Source organism: Spirochaeta cellobiosiphila DSM 17781 (assembly GCF_000426705.1).
Lineage (GTDB): Bacteria > Spirochaetota > Spirochaetia > DSM-17781 > DSM-17781 > Spirochaeta_E > Spirochaeta_E cellobiosiphila.
Genome location: NZ_KE384558.1, coordinates 64,857 through 87,468 on the forward strand (window position 1 = coordinate 64,857; position 22,612 = coordinate 87,468).

The following is a 22,612-nucleotide window of genomic DNA, read 5'->3' on the forward strand; positions in this document are numbered from 1 at the left end:
TAATAATGAACCAAAAGATTTTAATAGTAGATGATGAACCAATAAATTTAGAGTTCTTTGAAGTTATGCTAACCAAACTAGGGTTCACTGTTGCCCTGGCTCATGATGGTGAAGAGGCCTTGGACAAGGTTCGAGAAGTTAATCCTGAATTAATAATTCTTGATAACATAATGCCTAAGTTAACAGGTTGGGAAGTAACGAGATTAATAAAAAAGGATCCTCGATATACTGATTATAAGGATATTCCTATTATCATGTTCTCAGCATTAGATGCGGCAAAAGATAAAATTGAGGGTTTTGAGTTAGGAATAGAAGATTATATAACAAAACCTTTTAATTTTTCAGAAGTCCTTGCGAGGATACGTGCTGTTCTAAGACATAGAGAATTATCCAAATCAATTGTTCATAAAGAAAGACGTATTACTTTAATCGAATCCTTTAATAAATCCTTAACCTATTTCACCCAGGCCCTGCGAGAGCCTGTAGAATCCTTATTACAAGGGGCTAACAATCTGGATACTTCCAATTTAAGTGACGTAGAGCAATATGTCTCACAGGTTAAAGATGAGTGTAAGAGAGCCGTAGCGGCTTTAGAAGGCCTAGATGAAGAAATCTCTGATCTAAAAAGTCAGGGGGATAAGCTAAAGGAAAATGAGATATCTGTTGAAGAATTAGAACGCAGATTTCAAAAACACCTAAATGGTCTTAAAGAAGGCCAGGAAAACATAAGTGTTTCCTGATATAAGGTAAGGTTTATGTTATCTGAAAGCAAAAAAAAAGTTCTACAGTATTTTGCTGATGGACGAAAATATTATAAATTAATGCAGTTTGAAGAGGCAAAGCGCAGTTTTGCTGAGGCTTTAAAGATTGATTCTGATGATGGCCCCAGTAAAGTGTATTTTGCGCGATGCAAGCATTATTTGCAAAATCCTCCTCCTGATGATTGGGATGGGGTTTTTGTAATGACAACAAAATAGGAATACAATGGCAAAACAACCTAATCATTCTCAGATCTATGACATAAAAACGACTTTGGGTAGTACAACTGGATTTAATGGTACTATGCGTTTTTCTTCATCACTTCAAATTAATGGTCGCTTTGAAGGTCGTATTGAATCCCCTGGTTTCTTATATATCCATGAGGGGGCAGAAGTGATAGCTGACATTAAAGTCGGTTCTATCTTGATAGGGGGGCTGGTTCGAGGGAATGTCGAAGCCTCACAAGAATTAGAAATTGTGGAAACAGGTCAAGTATACGGCAATTTGAAGGCCAATGTCTTAAAGATTGCTGATGGCGTTATTTTTGAAGGAAAAGTAGAAATGATTGGAGATCCTCAGGGCCTCGATATATTTAGTGCTTCTGCTAATCAATTAAAACAATCACTTCAAGGTGAATAGCATTAAGAACGCATTACTTCTTTTAATGGGAACAGAGCTTGTCACTGGACAAGTTCAAGATCTCCATACAATGTATGTGGGAAGATATTTTAAGAGTATGGGGATTCAATTAGCAAAAGTTGTATTACTGCCAGATTGTTCTGAAGATATTAAAAGAGTTCTGAATGACGCTATAGAAGACAAGTATAATATCATTCTAACATTGGGAGGTTTAGGCCCAACCTCTGATGATTTGACAAGAGACATTATAAGTGAAGTTACTTCCAGCCCCTTAGTCTGGCATGAACAAAGCTGGAATGATATCCAAAAGCGATTAAAGGGCAGGGCCAGTGAAAGCAATAGAAATCAAGCTTTTTACCCTGATGGTTTTACTGTTGTAAGCAATGAATGGGGAACTGCACCGGGATTTCATCGTTATCATAGTGACCAACTTCTTATAAGCCTTCCAGGACCGCCCAGTGAGTTTCACCCTCTTTTTGAAGGGCAGATTATGCCACTAATAACAAAGTTATGGCCCAAAAACGATGCAAAAAGCGACTTCCCCTTTTCATGCTTTTTAATACCAGAGTCCGAAGTTGAAGATAGTCTAAAAGAGATGGTTACTTCTCTTATGACTTGGTCAACTATTGCAAGTGAAGGTCATATTAAAGTAACACTTCATGGTGAATATGATAATTGTAACAAGGTGTTTGAACTTCTAAAGGATAAATACGGAAGTTCTTGTGTTCGGAAGGGCCATGACACTATAATCAATCAAGTTTTTAATTTATGCCTTGCTAATAAGATTGTATTAGCAGGAGCGGAATCCTGTACAGGGGGGCTCGTTGCCAAAGAGATTACAGACCTGCCAGGATCCTCTCAAATACTAAGTTCTTCACAAGTAGTGTATAGTAATGAAGCTAAAAACAAATTATTGGGAGTTCCCTTCCCCATCCTTGATAAATTCGGTGCCGTGTCGGAAGAAACAATTATAGCTCTATTGAATGGATTAAAAGAGCAAGGATTGGGTAATTGTTTTTATGCCGTTAGCGGAATTGCTGGTCCGGGAGGGGCCACAGAGAATAAACCTGTTGGTACCGTCTTTATCGGTGTTATGAGTAGTACAGGTGCGCCTATGGTTTATAGGTTTCAGTTCTCTGGTGATAGAGGATATGTTAGAAAAAAAACGGCAATTACCTTATATTTTATGATTGAAAACTTAATTTCCGGGAAAAATAGTATTGACAGGCTCATGGAGAGACCCTATATTTGATAACAAAAGCCCAATCTGCTTTTAATTAACCCGCTAATTACGATTCATATTCGTCATGATATAAATAATGCATATATTTTATTGGAGTTATTATGAAAACCAATTCGGATCAAGATTCCTCACTTGAGCAGGAAGAAACTCTGGATTTGACAAACCAGGAGACTGAAGAGTCTACAAAAGAGACCGTTTCTGAGGAATCCACTGAACCTAAAAAAGCTGTACGAAAGGCAGTTAGACGAGTAAAAGTCGAAACGAGCGAAAGCAAAGAAACTCAAGATTCACAGGAATCTGGAGATAGCGAAAAGTCCAAGGAAGAGACTCCTAATGCTATTGTCGATGCACCCAAGAAGAAAAGTCGTCGTAAAAAGATAAGGGTAGAGCTGGTGAAAGATGCTTTGGGAGATAATGGTTCTACCCAGGGTAGTCAGAAAAATCGTAGAAACAATAAAAAGAATTATAATTCTACCAGTAACAAAGAACCAATCCAGTTTGATGAAAACAACAAAATTAGCATCAATGAATTAACCAGAAAGAATATGCCTGAGTTGAGAAGCATTGCCGTTGACTTGGGTGTTAACAAAGACGATATCCTGACCATGAAGAAGCAGGAGGTTATCTTTAACATTCTAAAAGGCCATACCAATCAATCAGGGGTTATTTTTGCTTATGGTGTTTTAGAAATCCTTCCTGATGGCTATGGTTTTCTTCGAAGCCCTCAGAATTCTTATCTACCTGGACAGGATGATATTTATATCTCTCCCAGCCAGATACGATTATTCAATCTAAAGACTGGTGATACCGTATATGGTCAGATAAGACCTCCTAAAGAGGGGGAAAGATTTTTTGCCATGCTTCGAGTGGAATCTGTTAACTTTGATGATCCTTCTGTGGCTCAAAACAGAGTTCCCTTTGATAATTTAACTCCACTTTATCCTAACGAGCGCTTAGAGCTTGATGGAAAATCTGATGATGTCTCTACTAGAATCATTAATTTATTCTGTCCCATTGGAAAAGGGCAGAGAGGTTTAATTGTATCCCCCCCCAGAACTGGTAAAACGACTTTGCTGCAACAGGTAGCTAATGCAATCACAACTAATCACCCAGAGGTTTATTTAATTGTATTGCTTATAGATGAGCGACCTGAAGAGGTAACGGACATGGAAAGAAATGTTCAGGGTGAGGTTGTCGCTTCTACTTTTGATGAGCAAGCCACTAGGCATGTTCAAGTAGCTGAAATGGTTTTGGAAAAGGCTCGTAGACTGGTAGAGCATAAGAAGGATGTTGTGATCCTATTAGACTCTATTACCCGTCTTGCTAGAGCTTATAACCAAACCGTTCCTACTTCTGGTAAAATCCTTTCTGGTGGTGTCGATTCTAACGCCTTACATAAACCTAAAAGATTTTTTGGTGCTGCCCGTAATATTGAAGATGGGGGTAGCTTAACTATCGTAGCAACAGCCCTTGTTGAGACTGGTAGCCGAATGGATGAAGTAATCTTTGAAGAGTTCAAAGGTACAGGTAATATGGAAATACATCTGGATAGAAGATTGTCTGACAGACGACTCTTTCCAGCTATGAATATTAAGAAGTCAGGTACCCGTAAAGAGGACTTACTGCTAAAACAGGAAGAACTTGCCAAAATGTGGATATTGAGGAAGGTTCTTAATCCTATGGATGATATCGAGATCGTGGAACTGCTCATTGACAAAATGAGTAAAACTAAGAATAATGATGTCTTCTTAAGGTCAATGAACACATCTGGTGTGGGAATGTGACTTCCGATTTTGGAGGAGAAACGATGAAGGACGGAATTCATCCTAACTATGTAGTTAGCAAGATAAAATGTGCTTGCGGTAACGTAATTGAAACCCGATCTACAGCTGGTGATATTGAAGTGGAAATCTGCTCAGAATGTCACCCCTTTTATACTGGTAAACAAAAGCTTGTTGATACTGCTGGTAGGGTAGAAAGATTCAAGAAAAAGTACGGTATTTCCGGCTAAGAAGAGCGGCCTATGGGCCGTTTTTCTTTTTTATAAGCTCACTTGTAATAGCCCAATGAGGGCTAAAAAAGCCCCCCATATAATTAATTGCCCTAATGGAATGTCCTCAAACCTCACTCGTTAAATTATGTCTAAATGAATTCTGTCGGTAGGATTTCTCAGCCACTTTTAAATATATAAGTCCTATGTAGCAAGATTTGAAAAAAAGTAATAGAATCTTATATAATATTGTTTAAAAGTATAAAGATACGTAATACTTTATATAATAAAAAGGAGTCATGGAATGAAGAAATTATTCCTTCTATTAATTTTGCCAGCGTTTATAATGAGCTGTAATTCAACATCAAGAACTGTACAAAGAACCTCTGCTGATACGGTAACAGATTTAAGTGGTCGATGGAACGATACTGACTCTCGTTTGGTTGCAGAGGAAATGGTCTCTGATTCGTTGAGTTTCCCTTGGGTAAATGATTTTGCTACTCAAGAAGGTAGAAAACCTGTTGTAATAGTTGGTTCCATAAGTAATAGATCTAGTGAACACATAGATACAAGGGTTTTTACCAAAGATATTGAAAGAGAATTAATTAAGAGTGGTACAGTCAAATTTGTTGCCTCCAGTGATGAACGACTTCAATTGCGAGACGAAAAAACTGATCAACAATCTCAATCAAGTCTTGATACAATGAAAAGAATTGGTCAAGAAACAGGAGCTGATTTTATGCTGATAGGTAATATATCATCCATAACTGATGCCATTGATAATAGAAAGGTTGTGTTTTACCAGGTGGATATGGAGCTGATCAATATTGAAACTAATGAAAAAGTATGGATCGGTTCTAAAGAAATCAAGAAAGAAATAGAGCAACGTAAATCAAAATTCTAATGAGACGAAATATGTCAAAAAAGTCTAGCTATCTTTTAATTACCTTGGTAGTTCTGACCACTATGGGTTGTGCCACCTCTCGTAATGAAAGATATGCGCAACTTGATAATTATGTTAGAGCAGGCGATTACAATGCTGCTTTAGCTATATATGAAGATAAAAATGAATTAAGTGAATTATATAATGCTAATAAAGATCTTGTCCTCTATCATTTAGATAGAGGCATGATTGCCTATTATGCTAATAAATATGATCTATCAATTAGTGAGCTTGAAATGGGTGAACGTCTTATTGAGGAGTACTTCACTAAATCTGTATCTCAAGCTGCTGCTTCCTACTTGTTAAATGACAATGTCATTGAATACCAAGGGGAGGTCCATGAAGATCTCTATGTTAATCTGTTCAAGTCTCTTTCCTATCTAGAGGAGAGGGATTTTGATGGGGCTTATGTTGAAGTACACAGATTAACAGATAAACTTAATTATCTTAATGATAAGTATGCTTCTCTGGCACAGGAATATAATAGTTCTGAAGATGAAGAGATTCCCATTACGTTAGAGGAAATCCGCTTTCATAATTCTGCTTTGGCCAGGTATCTGAGTATGTTGATCTATCGAGGTGACAACAATTGGGACAGCGCTCGTATTGACCGTGACCAAATCAAAATGGCCTTTGCTTCTCAGAGTCAAATTTATGATTTTCCCCAACCTGATCTAGAGCCTTACTTGAGTAACACCGACAAAGGACGTTTGGACTTTATCGGGTTCGCAGGTCAAGCTCCTGTCAAGAAAGCTAATACTTTATATATCAAAACCATTAAGGATCAAATCATTATACTTCTACAGGAAGAGGGTGATGATGGTCAGATTCATAATAAGGAAGTCGATAGTTTTTACTGGAATGGAATGAATAGCGGGTATTTCTTTAAATTCCAGTTACCTTACATGAAAAAACAAGGTAGCTCTGTTGACCGCATTAGAGTAAAAGTGGACGGTGAATATGCTGGTGACTTAGAGCTAACAGAAAGTATGGAAAATGTAGCCTTCGAAACTTTTAAGTTAAAAGAGCCCATCATATATATCAAGACAATAACACGAACGATCGTAAAAGGCTTGATAGCTGAAGAAGCTAAAAAAGTCGCCAAGGATCAGGCACAAAAACAAATAGATGGTTTTGCTGGTTTATTAACCGGTATTGTCGCAGAAGTGGCCGCTGATATTGCCGTGGATGCTAGTGAAAAGGCTGATTTACGTTCTGGTCGATATTTCCCTTCCCATGCCTATACCGGTGAAATCTGGCTTGATCCAGGGACTCATAATATTCAGGTTGAATATTGGTCCAAGGATACATTGGTTAGTGAAAAATCCTATCCAGAATATAATGTGTCATCAAATGGACTTAATTTAATAACAACCTACACTCCGGAATAAAAGGATGGTTATATGAAGAAATTATTATTATTGTTGATGCCATTGTTAATGTTTAGTTGTGCTTCCCAATCTGGAAGTAGTTCTGATAGCAATAATTCTTTGTCCAAGGATGAAGCTGCCAAGTTGTTTACAGATCCTGAAAGTGTCTATCCTGATGAGGATTATCTCTTTGCTGTGGGAACAGGTGATACTCGAAGAGATGCTGAGAATGATGCGATGGGTGCTTTAGCAAGAATCTTTCGTTCCGACATTTCTATGAGTAGTGAAGGGGTGAAACAGTATAGAGAGCTAATTAGTGGAGATGATTCTCAACTAAGCGAGGTTGAAAAGAATTTGGTTCAAACTACAACTGTAACAGCTCAGCAGGATCTTTTAGGGATTAAGTACAGTCCTTCTTATACTGATGATCGCGGGGTCGTACATATTCTGGCCATTTTAGATCGAAAAGCTGTAGGAAAATTATATAGAGGTTTGATCCAGAAGAATGAAGAACGTGTTAACTCCTTGTTGGAATTAGCAGACAGTACTGATTCTGTAGCTCGTAAATATGCCTATACTCAAGGAGCCTATACCGTCGCTCAGGGTAATCAAATATATTTGGATCAGCTAAAAGTAATCAATCCTGCTTATGAAAGACTCAGTCAGCCTGAGGTTGGACTTAATGAACTTGAACAAATGGTTCAAAAAGTTCAAAGCAATATGTCTTTCCAAGTTCGAGTAGAAGGTGACTATGCAGATTCTTTAACTGAAGTTATCAAACAAGAGCTGGGTAAAAGTAATTTAGCCGTATCTGATGATGGACCTATGGTCGTTACTGGATCCGTTCGTTTTTCTCCCTTACCTAAATCAGGTCAATATGAAGTTGTTCAGTGGCAGGTATCATTTAATTTAGTTGATAATCAAGGTACTGTGTTAGCTTCTTTTGAAAAAATAGACAGAGAAAACAGCATAAGTCAGGATCAAGCAAAGCTTTTGGCAATAAAATCTATTGAAAAGATTGTTAAACGGGAGTTTATTCCAGATGTCATGGATTACTTCCAAAGCTTAATTGTTCAATAACTTAGGGAATGGTAGGATATTTGACACTTATTGTTGTCATTGTCCTATCATCACTTGTTTCCATTTTAATGGAACCACCTGTATTTTCTATCAATAACTTCGCACTGTAAGTTCCCAGTCCTGTTCCTTTTTCCTTTCCTTGGGTTACATACTTGTCAAAAAAGTTCTCTCTTAGTTCTTTGGGGACAATTCCATAATTAATAAAGTTAATCCCAACAATCTTCGCTTCCCATTGAATATTAATCATAACAGGCTTTTGTTCTGGTGATGCTTCTATGGCATTCTTTAGAATATTGGATAAGGACGCATAGACAAGGGAGGCTTCCCCATTCAAGTATATGGGGGTAGGTTCTCCCAAGGGTAGACCATTAATGGTTGTTAGTAGTGGTATTTCCTTTTGATCAGCTAAATCTTTTAAATCATTTATGACATACACAAGCTGTTCCGTAAGATTAATCTTTGTTTTTTGTCGATTAAAAGTTCCAGACTCTATTTTTGATAAATCCAGGTACAGGTTTATCATGTCCATCATCTTCTTCGCCGCGATTTCGATGGAACTAACCATTTTACGTTGTTTTTCTGTCAGATTAGTGGATTTATTTAATATTTGAGGAAAACCAATAAGACTATTCAAGGGCGTACGTAAGTCATGTCTCATTAGTCGTTCCATATCATCTTTTGTTTTTTCTACCTCCTTACGAATAGTTACATCACGGCTGATACCACGGTATCCTATTAAATGATTATTGCTATCAAACATTGGTATCCCATTTGTTTCTAAGGTGACGAGATAATTGTTCTTGTGTTTGTTAATATTTTCAAAACTGGTCATTTCTTTCTTCTGAATAACAATATCGAGAAGTTGCCTTCTGATTCTTGTTACTTCATTATGAGGCATATGCATATATATGGATTGTCCTGTTAATTCTTCCGGTGTATACCCTAGTATGTTATAACAGCCTTTGCTGACATAAGTATACTTACCTTCCCGATCAACTTCCCATATCCAATCACTCGAGTTTTCCACCAGTTCTTTATAACGATCTTCACTTCTGATCAGGTTATCTTGGGCCTCAATTCTCGATTTGATCAATGAATAAAGTTTACAGAACCGATTTAGAGCCACTTGGTATTGATGGTCATAATCGTTCTTTTTTTGTCCAATAGCAATGATTCCAATAATCTTTTCATTAACTGTTAAAGGAATGCTTAGGCCGTGACATATCCCTCGGGCTTCCTCTATCCCCCAATCCAAAGAACATGATGAAATATTATTAGTTAAAAACCTTTTACCTTCATCAATTGTATAGCCAATTATTGTATTTAAGCGATCTTCCGCACCAGACTCTATGAGGTGTTTAATGATCTTGTTCTTATGGTCTATCGTCTGTAATATGGTTAATTGTAGATTAGACTCTTCATCTAGCAATCCTATAATGGCCACTTCACTCTTTGTTAGGCTTTGAATTTGTTCCAAGGTGATTTTGTTGAGTTCTTCCAGGGTGGCCTGGGGATTTAACATTTCTTCCATAATATTACTAAGACTTGTATTTAATTGTAGATGCCATTCAATAGAATCTTGATAAAACTTAATTTTAGTAATGTCCTGTAAGGTACCCACCAAGGCATTGAAATGGTGCTCTGCATCATAGCGGAGATGTATCCGTATTTGACACCATCTGTTTTGATTCTTTAATTTCACGCGAAGTGAAGCTTTTGGATTACTCCTGTCTAAACTGTCAATTGTCTCTTCCAGTCTCTTACGATCCTCTGGTAGTAAGTGTATTTTGAGATTTTCCAGGGAAGGTTTTATTTCCTCAGGTTGGTAGCCTAAGATTTTATATAACTGAAGTGACCAGAACTCCTTATTATCTGAATAATCGTACTCAAAGCTTCCTAGCTGAGCGATTTCCTGTGCAAAGTTGATGCGACTTTCATAGTTTTTGGTTTCTGTTATATCTCTTACCATACCTAAACAATAAGTATGGCCTCTTACATTAATCTTAGACAGATGGAGAGTCGCATAGCGGTCTTTATTACTATGATTCCAAAGCTGAATGACATATTCTCTATTGGATTGGTTATTATTCTTGTAATGGTGGTATTCATTGCTTAATCCCAACTGAGATAAGCTTACGCTTTTTTTGTTACCTTTTACATTGGTCAAATCCATAAGGGATTGATTGGCTTGAATAACTTGATCATTGTCCATTCTAACAACAAATACTCCATCCTCCAAACTATCAAATAATCCATAGAAGAACTCTCGGCCCTCTAATAGTTGGGATTCGGTATATTTATGGTTGGTTATGTCTTTTCCTATGCTCAGAATTTCTTTAAGCTCTTCCTGTTCATAAATCCCCTGGTTCGTCCAGCTAATCCAAACATGACGTCCATCTTTGCAGATATTTTCATTTTCATTGATCTGGAAGTGGTCTGGCTGATCAATCAGATCTTGAATTATTTTCTCATAACCTGTTGGTATAATCGTATCTATTAATTTTTGTCCTGGTAATTCTCCTCTTTGATATCCAAAGAACTCTTCACCATAGGAATTACAATAGGTTATAACGCCTGTTATATCCATTTTGATTAAAATAATAGAGGCCTTATCAAACAATTCCATTATCTATTCTTTGAAGTATTCGGACAGCCTGTATCTGTTTTACAGTGCATGAGACAGGTATTAAGGTATCGCCACTCTAATTTATCTTCTCCTGTATGATAGAGGAGTTCACGACCTTTACAGCCTTCTGTGTCCTGTTCGATAACGGTAATCCCCCTTTCTTTGAGAAGTTGAAAAGCGATTTGAGCATTTTTTAGACCAACGCAAAGTGATTCATTCATATCTGGTCTATTAGATCCACCAAAAACTCTCGCCTCTATGTTATATAAAGAGGATCCTGATTGTGAAAATCTGTTAATGAGTTCAGGTATCGATAAATTGCCATATCTTAAAGGGTTAGGTACATCTCTATTTCCCAATGGGGAAACAAAATGATTAATACCTGATGTTCCTGTCTGGTTATCATGAAGAATCACAGAAACACAAGATCCTAATATAATGCGAATGAGTTCATCATTATGGGTGATATATATCTCACCCCCAAGAACATTTACCTTACCTACCATAATACTATTATAAAAAAGAAAGCAGCTCTTTGCCATGAAAGAACTGCTTTTTTATTAATTCAACAATATATCAGTTACTAGAACATTTCAGGTACTGGTTTCTTGTTGCATAACTCTTTGACTTCCTTTGCTATCTGATCTAATACCTCTTCTTTATCCCAGTTGGTCACTACTTTGTCTATCCAAAGAGCCACTTGAGTCATCTCTTCCTCTTTAAAGCCTCTCGTTGTCAAAGTAGCTGTTCCCATTCTGATACCGGATGGATCAAAAGCTTTTCTATCATCCTTGGGGACTGTGTTATAGTTACAAACAATACCGGCTCGGTCTAAAGCCTTAGCCGCCTGCTTTCCTGTCACATCTTTGTTACGTAAATCAATTAGTATTAAATGATTATCAGTTCCATCTGTTACTAATTTGAATCCTTTTTCCATAAGAACCTTGGCTAAGGTCTGAGAGTTCTTAACAATCTGTGCCGCATAATCTTTGAATTTAGGTGATAATGCTTCTTTAAGAGCTACTGCAATTCCTGCTGTGGTGTGATTATGAGGTCCCCCTTGAATACCAGGGAAAACAGCTTTATCAATGGCTTTTGCATACTCTTCTTTACACAGAATCATTCCCCCTCTGGGACCTCTTAAGGTCTTATGAGTTGTTGTGGTAACAACATCTGCATAAGGAATGGGAGAAGGATGAGCTCCTCCTGCAACTAAACCGGCAAAGTGGGCCATATCCACAAATAAGATAGCTCCTACTTTATCTGCGATCTCTCTGAATCTTTTAAAGTCCAATTGTCTAGGGTAGGCAGAGTGACCAGCGACTATGATTTTAGGTTTATGTTGAAGGGCCAATTCTTCAATACGATCATAGCTAATTAGACCAGTATTTTCATCGAGTTCATAGGACACGGCATTAAAGTACTTACCTGAAATGCTGGCACGTGAACCATGGGTCAAGTGACCTCCATGGGGTAGGGCCATACCTAGGATGGTATCTCCTGGTTTGATAAAAGCCAGGTAAACCGCCAGGTTAGCAGGTGAGCCAGAATAGGGCTGTACATTAACATGATCAGCACCAAATAATTCTTTAGCTCTACTTATGGCAAGGTCTTCGATCTTATCGATAACCTGTTGACCTTCATAATAGCGCTTACCTGTGTACCCTTCAGAGTATTTATTCGTTAGGATACTTCCTGTGGCTTCCATAACTGCTTTTGATACACTGTTTTCACTAGCGATCATTCTAATCTTGTCATGTTGACGAGTCTCTTCTTCCTTTATATAGGAAGCGACTTCGGGATCAAACTGTGATAACACACTCATATATTGATTTCTCCTGGATAGATTGCAGCCCAGGCGCACGGCATGATTACACTGTTATCTGCACTTCCTCGGGGTAAGTCCCCTTACTGCGCCAGTAATGCAGATGGGTCAAGAATAAACTGAAGTAAGACTCAAGTCAAGGTGAGAATATTTTACCGCGACATTTAATTAAATCCTAACATGGGTTGAACATTCTATAACGCTGGGAGTTTAATAATAGTAAATGGATAAAATACCGGGAGGATGGGAATTAAATTGAAGCTTAACAAAAAACACCTGACAGCTTACCTTTTTATAGGACCAGCGGTGTCCTTAATAGGGATATTTTATGTATTTCCCTTATTTTTTGCCCTTTTTGTCAGCCTATTTAAATGGCGAATCAAACCAGTAAAACTAATATACTGGGACAACTATCTACAGGCATTAGGCCCCATTTGGCTGCAATTACTGGCAGTTCTTGTGGGCATCGCCCTTTACTTAGGGTATAAGAAGATCCCTGAACAGAGAGGGTCAACTCCCAAAAGAGTTTTAAACCTAGTGACGGTCATAGCCGTTATTGTTTTTTTTAGTCTGTTTTCTGTATGGGGTGATCAAGATTTCTTTGCCAGTCTACGTGTTACCTTCTGGTATAGTTTAGGAACCGTTCCCGTACAAGTCGGGGCTGGATTCTTACTGGCTGTGATCTTAGATCAAAGGTTCAAGGGAAAGCAGATATTCCGTGTCTTCTTTCTTTTACCTTACATTGTTCCTTCTGTGGCAACAGCTGCTGTCTTTGAACGTATTTTTAGTTTGCGGCCTGAATCATTTGCCAATACGATTTTATCCTTATTTGGACTAGAGCCGCTTCAATGGCTTCAAGAAACAAAAGGTATTTTTGAGTTACTCCTCGGGTGGAGTGTCTCTACTTCAGAAGGCTGGTCAGGATACTGGCAGAGCTGGGCTTCCGGTCCCAGTCTGGCCTTGATCACTGTGATGATTTTTAATTGGTGGATCTTCACAGGGTACTATACCTTGATATATTCCAATGGCTTAGTTCAGATTCCCAGACAGCTGTATGAAGCGGCTGAACTGGATGGTGCTTCTTTTTTTCAGAAGATTCGATACATCATGATTCCTCTTGTTAAACCTGTAACCCTATTTTTAACCATGTTAGGCATAATCGGAACCTTTAAGGCCTTCAATCATATCTATGTACTGAGAAGACCGGGGGTGCGTTCTGCTATTGATACTATGAGTATAAATATTTTCTTTACCTTCTTTAGAAAGAGCCGCTTTGGATATGCTGCTGCCTTATCCATGATATTGCTTTTAGTTGTGATTGGACTCACTAAACTTCAACAGAATTTGTTAGGAAAGGAATCTCGCCGTGGCTAAGAAAATATCTTTTTATATACTTTTATCCCTAGGTGTTCTGATCGCTGTTATTCCCTTCCTGTATATGCTTGCTAATAGTCTAAAAACGTATTCCGAAACAGTAACCCGGGTTAGTCCTTTCTTCTGGGATCCCAGATTCTGGCCAAAGAGTCCCCAATGGAATAATTTCTTAACAGTTTTCCATGAAGATAATATGGGACGGTATTTTCTCAATAGTCTTCTTATTGGAGCTGTAACCGTTGGGGGTACTTTAGTGTCCTCAAGCTTAGCCGCTTATGCCTTCGCCAAGATGGAGTTTCCCGGTAAGAAGATTATTTTCGCTGTTATATTGATCACTTTAATGATTCCCGAAACAGTTCTTCTCATTCCTAATTTTCTGACGATTTCCTTTTTAGGATGGATTGACAAGTTACCTGCTTTAACAGTCCCTTTTATGGGTAGTGCTTTCAATATCTTTCTTCTAAGGCAATTCTTCAGTCAAATTCCTGACTCATTAATCGATTCCGCTCATATTGATGGTGCAAGTGAGTTAAATGTCTTTTTAAGTATTGCCCTGCCCATTATGAAAGCCCCTCTTTTTACCGTCGCATTTTTGGCCTTCAATGCTTCATGGATGGCCTTACAATGGCCCATGGTTGTTACCCAGACAGATAGATTAAGGCCTATCACAGTAGGCTTGGCAAAGTTTTTGTCAGAAGCAGGTCCAGAGACTCAATTCCGCATGGCCGGAGCTCTGATTGCTTTGCTCCCTATTCTGATCATTTACATCATTACTCAAAAACATATTACCGAAGCTATTACCCAGTCGGGTATAAAAGAATAAACATTAAAAGGAGATGTGAGATGAAAAAAGGTATGATCTTCATACTAATCGCTTTACTAGGAAGCTTCTCTGTAATGGCTGGTGGCCAGAATGAAAGCAAGCAGGTAGCCATTGAAAACGTTGATCCTTCAGGGACAAGGATCACCTACTGGTATCAACATAGTCGAAGTAGAGAGGATGCCATTCAGAAGCTTATTAAGGACTTTAATGAAACTAATGAATATGGAATTACGGTTCAAGGTGAATATGCCGGTAATTATGATGAAATATACAATAAGATGATAACGGCCATAGCAGGTAATAGCACGCCCAATCTGGTTGTGGCTTATCAAAATCAAGCAGCAGCCTATCAAGTCAGTGATGCTCTTGTGGATCTAAATCCTTATGTAACTGATTCAAAATGGGGTTTAGGCACTGAGAAAGAGGACTTTTTTAGTGGATTTTTGAATTCTGATGTGAATGCCATGTTTGATGGGCAAAGACTTGGTTTTCCCCCTAACAGATCCATGGAAGTGCTTTATTACAATAAAACCTGGTTAAAAGAATTAGGATATGACCATGCTCCCAAGACTTGGGAAGAATTTGCTCAGATGTGTATGGCTGCCACCAAAGGCGATCAATACGGATATGCCCTTGCTACAGGAGCGTCTAATGTGTTCAGTCAAATTGTTAGTAGAGGGGGACAGTTGGAAATCAAAGGAGGGGGGTATAAATACGATTCTCCCGAAATGACCGCTGCTATGGAGATGATGAAAAAACTCTATGATGCGGGAGCTGTCCGTAAGATCGTCCAACAATATGGGGAACAAACTGATTTTGCTAACTCCATCTGTATGTTTACTATTGGATCTACTTCGGGGATGCCCTACTATGCCAATGCTGTCAATGGTTCGGATAAACCTTTCGAATGGAGTGTCGCTCCTCTTCCTACTAATGGCAATAAGCCTGTAATGAACGTTTATGGGGCTTCCCTTTCTATTCCTAAATCAACACCGGAAAAGCAATTAGCCGCCTGGATATTCATCAAATACCTTACAGGAAAGGAAGAACAGGCCTATTGGGTTAGAGCCTCTAATTACTTTCCTGTTAGAAAGTCTGTTGCATCCGAATTAAGTGATTATTTTGTTGAAAATCCGCGTTATAAGGATGCCTTTGATATCTTAAACTCTGCTGAACTGACCGCAGAACCACCCTATGCCGGATATGATGAAGTCCGAGATTTAGTCTCTGGTGCCTTTAATGCCATTATGGATGGAGCTGACATCAAGTCAACTCTTTCTAGCTTAGACAAGGATGCAAATGAAGTCTATGAGGATGCTAAACTTTAGTCCGTCTCATTAATCATATGAGGGAATAGACCTCAAAGGAGGTCTATTCTCATCCATTCAGTTACTCCGTATACACTGTGCCTGAATAATAAACTTTAAGTTCAAATACCCTATAACTACCTTCTATATAAGGAGCTTTTATCACATCAAAATCATAACTAGCTAATGTTCCACTATAGCCATCGGAATCTGAATAGTTATACTTATAATAACCATCATAGATTTCATAAAAAATGGTGGAATCATCTCCGATGTAATCTCTATAGGTTACATAATCTATGGCTTCAACCTCTTTTGTTTGGGGAGGTATTTGTTTATATACTGTGCCTGAATAATAAACTCTAAGTTCAAATACCCTATAACTACCTTCTATATAAGGAGCTTTTATCACATCAAAATCATAACTAGCTAATGTTCCACTATAGCCATCGGAATCTGAATAGTTATACTTATAATAACCATCATAGATTTCATCAAAAATGGTGGAATCATCTCCGATGTAATCTCTATAGGTCACATAGTCCGTTTTTTGAACATTCTTGCTCACTTGGGATCTTGAGTCTTCATTGTCGATTGTTTCTACTGATGTAAAGCCATTATCACAACTAAGGATCAACCCACTCCACATAATGGCGATTAATAGGAACCACACTTTTCTTTTCATATACACTTCCTTTAACTAATATCCACAAAGTCTATAGATCTATTTAGTTAAATCAACAGAAGTTTGTCTTTCTAATTGTTTTTTTACATATTGGTCCATGTACATTTTGTAGTGGGATAGTAGAAAGTCCCATGCCTCCCTGCTTATAGGAATCTTTGGTGCCAGGGTTTCAAAACTATGAAAACATCCTTCAAAGATCTTAAATGCAGTGGGTACTCCCCCTTTATCCAGATTATGAACATAGTCCCTTGTCTCATCTAAAAAAGGTTCTTGATCTCCTACAAAGGTAATCGTTGGGGGAAGATTCCTATAATCTGTTGCTCTGGCTGGTGCCGCGTAAATGGGTATTTGTTTTTCCTTTCCCATATCTCTTAAGTAGATTCTCCAGGCAATCTTATTATTCCTGGTGTTCCAAACAGGGGCATTATTGTTTTGTGAAGATTTTGTCATTTGTCTATCATCTATCATCGGATAAATGGGCATCTGAAAGGCTACTCTTAAATCTTGTGTGTCACGTAACTTAAGACTTAAGGCTGCCGTCAGCCCCCCTCCTGCACTATGTCCTGCCAGAATATAGTCATTGGAGTACATATTTAAGGATTGGCTGTTATCCCTCATCCAAAGTAGAGCAGAATAACAGTCCTTAAGGGCTGATGGATAAGGTGAATCCAGGGATTTACTATAATCGGGAGCAACAATGATACAGGGCTCTGTCTCTATAAAACGTTTCATGATACCCAGACTAAGTTCTGGTAAACTAGTTAGGTATCCTCCTCCGTGAAGGTACAACATTCCTGGAAGGGAGGACTGGCTTGACCCTTTAGGTTTAAATATCCTGAGTCGTAATCTCTTTGTTCTATGGGGAAGGGGGATATAAACAGTACGGCATTCTAATCCTTTAATCTTGCGGCCCTTCAAAAGCTTGGCTTCCCAGTTGAGAAGCTTCACCATCCATGGGAGGGATAAGGCAACAGCACTAAGTTTGTAAAACCAATAGTAGGGACGCAGTTCTTTATTTAGGGAAGATAATTTGACTCTCATGTTTCATCTTATATTATTCATGGATTCAATAAAAATCAAAGTTATCTGCAAGTAAAATGTAATAGTTCCAGGGAAGGGTCATATAATAGTTATAAGTATGATATCCATCTGGGAAAGGATAGGTATCATCAGAGGTCGGATCATAATAGAAATCCTTATACCGTGGGCTTGCATGGTAGGGTTTTCCTTCTTCCTTGGGTTTTAAAATGCAAAGCTCCATTTCTATGGCAAATTGCTTACGTACAATAGCAATTAATAAAGCCGCCATATCTTCACAATCTCCATAGCCATCAGCTAAAGTTCTTTTAGGGATTTTCCAGTCCTCTTCTGAATAAACATCATCATCCTTATCCTGTTGATATTCAATATTCGTATGAACCCAGTGAAGCGCTTCCTTAATGGTCTTGAATTCGGGAATCCTGTCTGGTAGAGAATCATCGTACTTCAATAAAGGGTCCGGCAGGTGATCATAAAGCAAGGCCACAGGATATTGGCAAGAAGAGTTGGATAAAACAAATATGAACATAATAATCAGCTTTATACTCACGAGATAAAGTTTAGTTCTATAGCAATGGTAGTGCCAGAGGTATTTGAACTAAATATTATATTTCTGTATATTAATTGTGTACAATTCTTTAGAAGTTTATTCACCAACTAATGCTTACTTAAACATTTGCGTCAATATACTCTTTACTGGAATTATTCAAATCTTACACTATGGAGGACTCTGTGAAACCTATGGGCATTCGAATGAAGCTGGTTGTGTATGTAGGTTGTACATTGCTTGTATTGTTAACAATCAATGGATACTTAACAAATCGATTAGTGGGAACAGAGGTAAAAAAACAAACCAATCAAAATTTGATGGAAAAATGTACGGAATATGTAAACAAAATTAATAGTTCATTAAAGCTAATGCAAGCTGATGGGGACTCCTTAGCTGCAGGCGCACGGGTGATTTATGAAAGGAATCAACAAGCATCTGATAGTGTTTATCGTAAGGACCTAGATGAGTTTCTTCTCTCTACAATGGACCATGAACAATCCGCTTATGGATTTGGTGTATGGTATGAGCCACAAAGTTTAGGAGCAGAGACTTATGTTGGGCCTTACGTTTATCGTGATGCAGGACAAGTTCAATTGACCTATGATTATGAGGACCCTGATTATAACTTTCCCTCTTTAGACTGGTATCAGTTGTCTTTAGCAAGTCCAGATGATCAGTATATCTACACAACACCCTATTATGATGAAGTCCTGGATCAAACCTTTATTACCATGGGACGAAGTATTCAAAACTATTCTGGGCAAACGGTGGGAGTGATTACAGCTGACTGGACATTGGACTTCGTTAAGAATCTGTTTTCAGAATTAACACTAACTTCTCATTCTCTTCCCTTCCTGATAGACCCTCAGGACAATCAAGTTCTCTACTATCCTGATAAATCCATAGTCGCGAAGAAGGTGGACTCTTTAAGTTGGTGGAATACTTTTTCAAAAGATCTACAAACATCGGGAACTCATAGGGTCAGTGATATAAGAATCGATGGTGATTCCTATACAGGCTATTATTCCTTATTGATTACGGGATATGTTTTCGGTTTCCTCGTTCCGGATCAGGAAGCTTATAGTGCCGTTTATGCCACTTTAGGAACTACGGTCTTACTTCTGGTCATCACTATTGTGGTCATGCTCCTGTTGATACGCATCATCACTGGACGAATTGTAAAACCCATTGTTGTCATGGGAAAACACATCAGAGATATTGGAGAAGGGGACGGGAATCTGAATGTCTCAGTTCCTGTGACGACAAAAGACGAAGTGGGCCAGCTAGGAGAAGGATTTAATCTTTTCGTCCAAAAACTAAAAGATATGGTTCTTACCATTAAAGCGACAACACAGGCGGTCATTGAACATAAGAATGATCTTGTGGCTAATGGGGAGGAAACGGCATCCTCTGCAGTACAAATCAGTGGGAATGTAAAGTCCATAAATCAACAGATTAATAATCTGAATCTGGAGATCCAAAGCATATCTTCCAGTATGAATCAGATTAAAAGTTCTATCTTGGCTCTCAAGGAGAAATCTTATGATCAGGTTAAAGCTGTAGAGGAGGCACAAGTTCCTATAGAGCAAATGCGTAGTCAGTTAGCTCATGTGGATCAATTAATCATGGATCGTAAAGAAGTGACTTCCACCTTAACAGCCCAGATTGAAAGTAATGATGTTATTATCAAGGAAGCAGCCAAATCCAATCATGAAGTGGCAGAGTTGGCAGGACAAATATCAGATATGTCCAAGGTGATCAGCAATATTGCTGCCCAGACGAATCTTCTCTCCATGAATGCCGCTATCGAAGCCGCCCATGCAGGGGATGCAGGACGAGGTTTTGCTGTTGTCGCAGAGGAAATCCGTAATTTAGCTGCTACATCCCAAAATAATTCCAAGAACATTAGTCAGTCCATTAAGGATATCATTGGCAAAGTGAACTTGGCGAATTCTGCATCAAAGCGTAGTGAAGAGAATTTTACCTTCTTAAGGAATGAAGTGCAAGCTATTATCAAAGCGCTAGGTGAAGTGGAAGAAGCCACTTCCCAATTATCCTCAGGGGGACATGTTATCGCTCAATCCAACACGAGTTTAGATAGAATGGCCAGAGGTGTCAGTCAAGATGCCTCAGAAATGGAAGAAGCTATAGAGCTTATTAATAATTCTACCCATTCTGCTTATGGTATATCATCACAGGTCGCCTCGGGTATGGCTGAGATCCAACAGGGTAGCAGTGAGATCGCCGAAGCTATGACCAATGTGCAGCAGATTACTCTGGAACTCAACCAAAGTACGGATGAGTTACAAGAGGAGATGGACTCGTTTAAGACAGAATAGATATTCTTTTATACAAAACTGGACTCGTGGGAGTCCAGTTTTGTGGCCAATATGGGATCTTGTTTTTCGATAATAATGAGATACAATGGGCTCTGTATTCTAGATTTGGAAAAAGAATCTATATAAAAATTATCAAAAAGGATCCCCTAATGACTTCCGAAGAATTAAACTTCCTCATACAAGCGGCTGAACAATACTACCGAAAAGGTATGTATCGTAGTACTCGTAAGATATATGAAATCCTATTAGAGAATGAACCACAGTCCCTGGATATCTTAAATCGTCTAGCCTCTCTTTATGACTCCGCTGGGTACTTAAAAGAATATTATGAACTTACATTACGTCAATTAGAAATAAGTCCAAAGAAGGAAAATATCCTTGAAGACCTAATCCTAAATCTTAATGCAATGGTTATGGCTGAAGAGAGTTTCTTTTCTTCGTATGCCCCTGGAAGCTATAAGCAAATCTTTTCATCATATTCTGAGTTTCATAAAGAGTTATCTCTCCATCGGGAGGAATATCTCAAACTGGTCTCTGAAAAAGAGCTTACTAAAAATTATCAAATTAGTGATCGTATTCTATTCTTAGCCTCTCTATTGAATAACTACTATCATGCTGGAGAATATGAAAAATATCTAACGAAATTGGAAGAGTTCAATCCCTTTATAGAAAGCCTTATAAGTCATCCATCAAAATATCCTGGCTATATCATTTATAGGGATTGTGCAAAAGTCCTCATGGCCTTAGGTCGAGAAGAAGAAGCTCTCAGCTATATCAATAAGCTTGTAGAACCATCTTCCCATAACATTGATAACTTTATGTTAAGAATTGAAATACTGAACAGTCTAGGACGCAAAGAAGAGGTTCATAACTCATTGAATGACAAAATACAGGCTGTTGAGGCTAAGATAAAGGATAAGCCCCATTCTACAGATAATTATATTCTTAAACTTAATTTACTTAAGCTAAAAGGGGATGATCAGCTATATAAGGCTCTCTATGAAGAAATTATAAAGTTATTTCCCCATTTTCTAGCTTACTTGCGTCAAGAGATCAAAGCTTTTAGCGATCAAAAGGAAGATTCCCAGGCTGAAAAAGATACATGGCGTCTCAGAAATTATGCAAGTTTTCATGAGTCCTTCAGTTTTGTTACCAAATTTCCTTTCGGAATGAAAAGAAAGAAGGAAGAAATGAATCAACTTTTATCCAAGCTGGAGGATATGGATATAAATTTTAGCCGTCGTCAATATCCTATTGCTCTTATCTATAAAGATAAGAAGATAGCCCATCAAGCAGGACAGATCCTAGACAAAATTGAGAGCTTATATGCTAAGATCAAGAAACAGGGAGCTAAGGCTTTTAAAATAAATACCCATCCCCTGCCTTACTTTGCCAGTCAGATGCTATATCCAGCACAATGGAATGACATTACAAAAGCTGATCCTGAAAAAGTGTACAATGTCCATCTTGGAGATATGGCAGAAGTTGACAATTCCACTATGCTCAAAAAACAACTCAACCATTTAAAACGAATGAGTCATATCCGCTCTCTTACTTTATTCGGTAATGGCTTGAACAATGAAGATTTCTTTTCTGTTAATTTGGCACATCAACAAGAACTTCGTTATTTAGACTTAGCAGAGAACTCACTAACCCTAATCCCTGATTGTCTTGTGGACTGTCCCAAACTTATGTATTTGAACGTTAGCCAGAATAGAATCTCTAGTCTCGAAGGCTTGGAACCTGTAATGAAACATCTTAAGGTTCTGAACCTAAAAGGTAATCCTATCCCTTCCAAGCTTGTAGCTTCCTTAAAGGCTAAATATCCACGATGTATTATTGAACATTAGGATTCTTTACTACTTCTTTCTGACTAGTTTTCCTGCTTATTCGAACGTTAGAAGGGCCTTCTAACTTTTTTAGAAGGCCCAGCTAAAACTTTTAGAAGGCCCTTCTAAAGTTCTTAGAAAACCCTTCTAACAGCACTTTGATGCTTTGGAAAGGGGTATTTCCCTGAGGCA

20 protein-coding genes and 1 riboswitch are annotated in these 22,612 nt (G+C 38.2%); of the genes, 14 read left to right on the top strand and 6 right to left on the bottom strand.

The genetic code is table 11. The features are described from left to right. Positions 1–5: 5 nt before the first annotated feature. The 9 genes from K345_RS0116930 to K345_RS0116970 all read left to right on the top strand — a co-directional run bounded on the left by K345_RS0116930 (position 6) and on the right by K345_RS0116970 (position 8,024). Positions 6–740 (top strand): response regulator transcription factor, encoded by a 735-nt coding sequence (locus K345_RS0116930; protein WP_028975169.1) that lies wholly within the window; start codon positions 6–8, stop codon positions 738–740. 15 nt (positions 741–755) lie between these two features. Further along, positions 756–977 carry a tetratricopeptide repeat protein gene (locus K345_RS0116935; RefSeq protein ID WP_028975170.1) on the top strand — a complete coding sequence of 74 codons (222 nt, stop codon included), beginning with the start codon at positions 756–758 and terminating at the stop codon, positions 975–977. A gap of 7 nt (positions 978–984) precedes the next feature. Then, positions 985–1,398, top strand: coding sequence for a bactofilin family protein (locus tag K345_RS0116940; protein ID WP_028975171.1), 414 nt, complete (start codon positions 985–987; stop codon positions 1,396–1,398). Next, on the top strand, positions 1,391–2,650 hold the full coding sequence (locus K345_RS0116945) for a nicotinamide-nucleotide amidohydrolase family protein (RefSeq protein WP_156888455.1): 1,260 nt from the start codon (positions 1,391–1,393) through the stop codon (positions 2,648–2,650). The genes K345_RS0116940 and K345_RS0116945 overlap by 8 nt, the downstream gene beginning before the upstream one ends. A gap of 92 nt (positions 2,651–2,742) precedes the next feature. After that, positions 2,743–4,425: a transcription termination factor Rho gene (rho, locus tag K345_RS21630; RefSeq protein ID WP_083963841.1), complete on the top strand. Its 1,683-nt coding sequence runs from the start codon at positions 2,743–2,745 to the stop codon at positions 4,423–4,425. A 23-nt stretch (positions 4,426–4,448) separates the two neighbouring features. After that, on the top strand, positions 4,449–4,652 hold the full coding sequence (gene rpmE / locus K345_RS0116955; RefSeq protein ID WP_028975173.1) for a 50S ribosomal protein L31: 204 nt from the start codon (positions 4,449–4,451) through the stop codon (positions 4,650–4,652). A 283-nt stretch (positions 4,653–4,935) separates the two neighbouring features. Then, positions 4,936–5,535: a penicillin-binding protein activator LpoB gene (lpoB, locus tag K345_RS0116960; RefSeq protein WP_028975174.1), complete on the top strand. Its 600-nt coding sequence runs from the start codon at positions 4,936–4,938 to the stop codon at positions 5,533–5,535. Between the two features lie 11 nt (positions 5,536–5,546). Then, a complete protein-coding gene (locus tag K345_RS0116965) occupies positions 5,547–6,965 on the top strand; it encodes a COG3014 family protein (RefSeq protein WP_028975175.1) in 1,419 nt (472 codons plus the stop codon). A 12-nt stretch (positions 6,966–6,977) separates the two neighbouring features. Continuing rightward, complete coding sequence (locus tag K345_RS0116970; protein WP_028975176.1) at positions 6,978–8,024, top strand: LPP20 family lipoprotein; 1,047 nt, start codon at positions 6,978–6,980, stop codon at positions 8,022–8,024. A 1-nt stretch (position 8,025) separates the two neighbouring features. Here K345_RS0116970 and K345_RS0116975 read toward each other — a convergent pair whose 3' ends face one another. From K345_RS0116975 to K345_RS0116985, 3 genes are all read right to left on the bottom strand, one after another. Beyond that, entirely contained in the window at positions 8,026–10,650 is a 2,625-nt protein-coding gene (locus K345_RS0116975; RefSeq protein ID WP_028975177.1) for a PAS domain S-box protein, read from the bottom strand. After that, on the bottom strand, positions 10,650–11,156 hold the full coding sequence (locus K345_RS21635; protein ID WP_169714832.1) for a chemotaxis protein CheD: 507 nt from the start codon (positions 11,154–11,156) through the stop codon (positions 10,650–10,652). The genes K345_RS0116975 and K345_RS21635 overlap by 1 nt, the downstream gene beginning before the upstream one ends. Before the next feature lie 77 nt (positions 11,157–11,233). Next, positions 11,234–12,475 carry a serine hydroxymethyltransferase gene (locus tag K345_RS0116985; RefSeq protein ID WP_028975178.1) on the bottom strand — a complete coding sequence of 414 codons (1,242 nt, stop codon included), beginning with the start codon at positions 12,473–12,475 and terminating at the stop codon, positions 11,234–11,236. A 20-nt stretch (positions 12,476–12,495) separates the two neighbouring features. Continuing rightward, positions 12,496–12,584: riboswitch (ZMP/ZTP riboswitch) on the bottom strand. Between the two features lie 134 nt (positions 12,585–12,718). Here K345_RS0116985 and K345_RS21640 point away from each other — a divergent pair. Genes K345_RS21640 through K345_RS0117000 form a run of 3 tightly spaced genes read left to right on the top strand, consistent with a single transcriptional unit; the run spans position 12,719 to position 16,000 of the window. Continuing rightward, the gene (locus K345_RS21640) at positions 12,719–13,849 is read left to right on the top strand and encodes a carbohydrate ABC transporter permease (protein ID WP_053228428.1); all 1,131 of its coding nucleotides are present in this window, start codon (positions 12,719–12,721) and stop codon (positions 13,847–13,849) included. Then, complete coding sequence (locus K345_RS0116995) at positions 13,842–14,672, top strand: carbohydrate ABC transporter permease (RefSeq protein WP_028975179.1); 831 nt, start codon at positions 13,842–13,844, stop codon at positions 14,670–14,672. The genes K345_RS21640 and K345_RS0116995 overlap by 8 nt, the downstream gene beginning before the upstream one ends. Before the next feature lie 20 nt (positions 14,673–14,692). Beyond that, entirely contained in the window at positions 14,693–16,000 is a 1,308-nt protein-coding gene (locus K345_RS0117000) for an ABC transporter substrate-binding protein (protein ID WP_028975180.1), read from the top strand. 61 nt (positions 16,001–16,061) lie between these two features. Here the strand turns inward: K345_RS0117000 and K345_RS0117005 are convergent, their stop codons facing one another. From K345_RS0117005 to K345_RS0117015, 3 genes are read right to left on the bottom strand one after another with little or no spacing between them, the layout of a single operon-like run. Next, positions 16,062–16,664 carry a hypothetical protein gene (locus K345_RS0117005; RefSeq protein WP_028975181.1) on the bottom strand — a complete coding sequence of 201 codons (603 nt, stop codon included), beginning with the start codon at positions 16,662–16,664 and terminating at the stop codon, positions 16,062–16,064. 39 nt (positions 16,665–16,703) lie between these two features. Continuing rightward, positions 16,704–17,705: an alpha/beta hydrolase gene (locus tag K345_RS0117010; protein ID WP_053228429.1), complete on the bottom strand. Its 1,002-nt coding sequence runs from the start codon at positions 17,703–17,705 to the stop codon at positions 16,704–16,706. 25 nt (positions 17,706–17,730) lie between these two features. Then, positions 17,731–18,252, bottom strand: coding sequence for a transglutaminase domain-containing protein (locus K345_RS0117015; RefSeq protein ID WP_169714833.1), 522 nt, complete (start codon positions 18,250–18,252; stop codon positions 17,731–17,733). Between the two features lie 191 nt (positions 18,253–18,443). On the opposite strand from K345_RS0117015, the gene K345_RS0117020 reads away from it, so the two are divergent. Both K345_RS0117020 and K345_RS0117025 read left to right on the top strand, forming a co-directional pair. Then, a complete protein-coding gene (locus tag K345_RS0117020; RefSeq protein WP_245584637.1) occupies positions 18,444–20,591 on the top strand; it encodes a methyl-accepting chemotaxis protein in 2,148 nt (715 codons plus the stop codon). A 149-nt stretch (positions 20,592–20,740) separates the two neighbouring features. Further along, the gene (locus K345_RS0117025; RefSeq protein ID WP_156888456.1) at positions 20,741–22,441 is read left to right on the top strand and encodes a leucine-rich repeat domain-containing protein; all 1,701 of its coding nucleotides are present in this window, start codon (positions 20,741–20,743) and stop codon (positions 22,439–22,441) included. Positions 22,442–22,612: the final 171 nt, after the last annotated feature.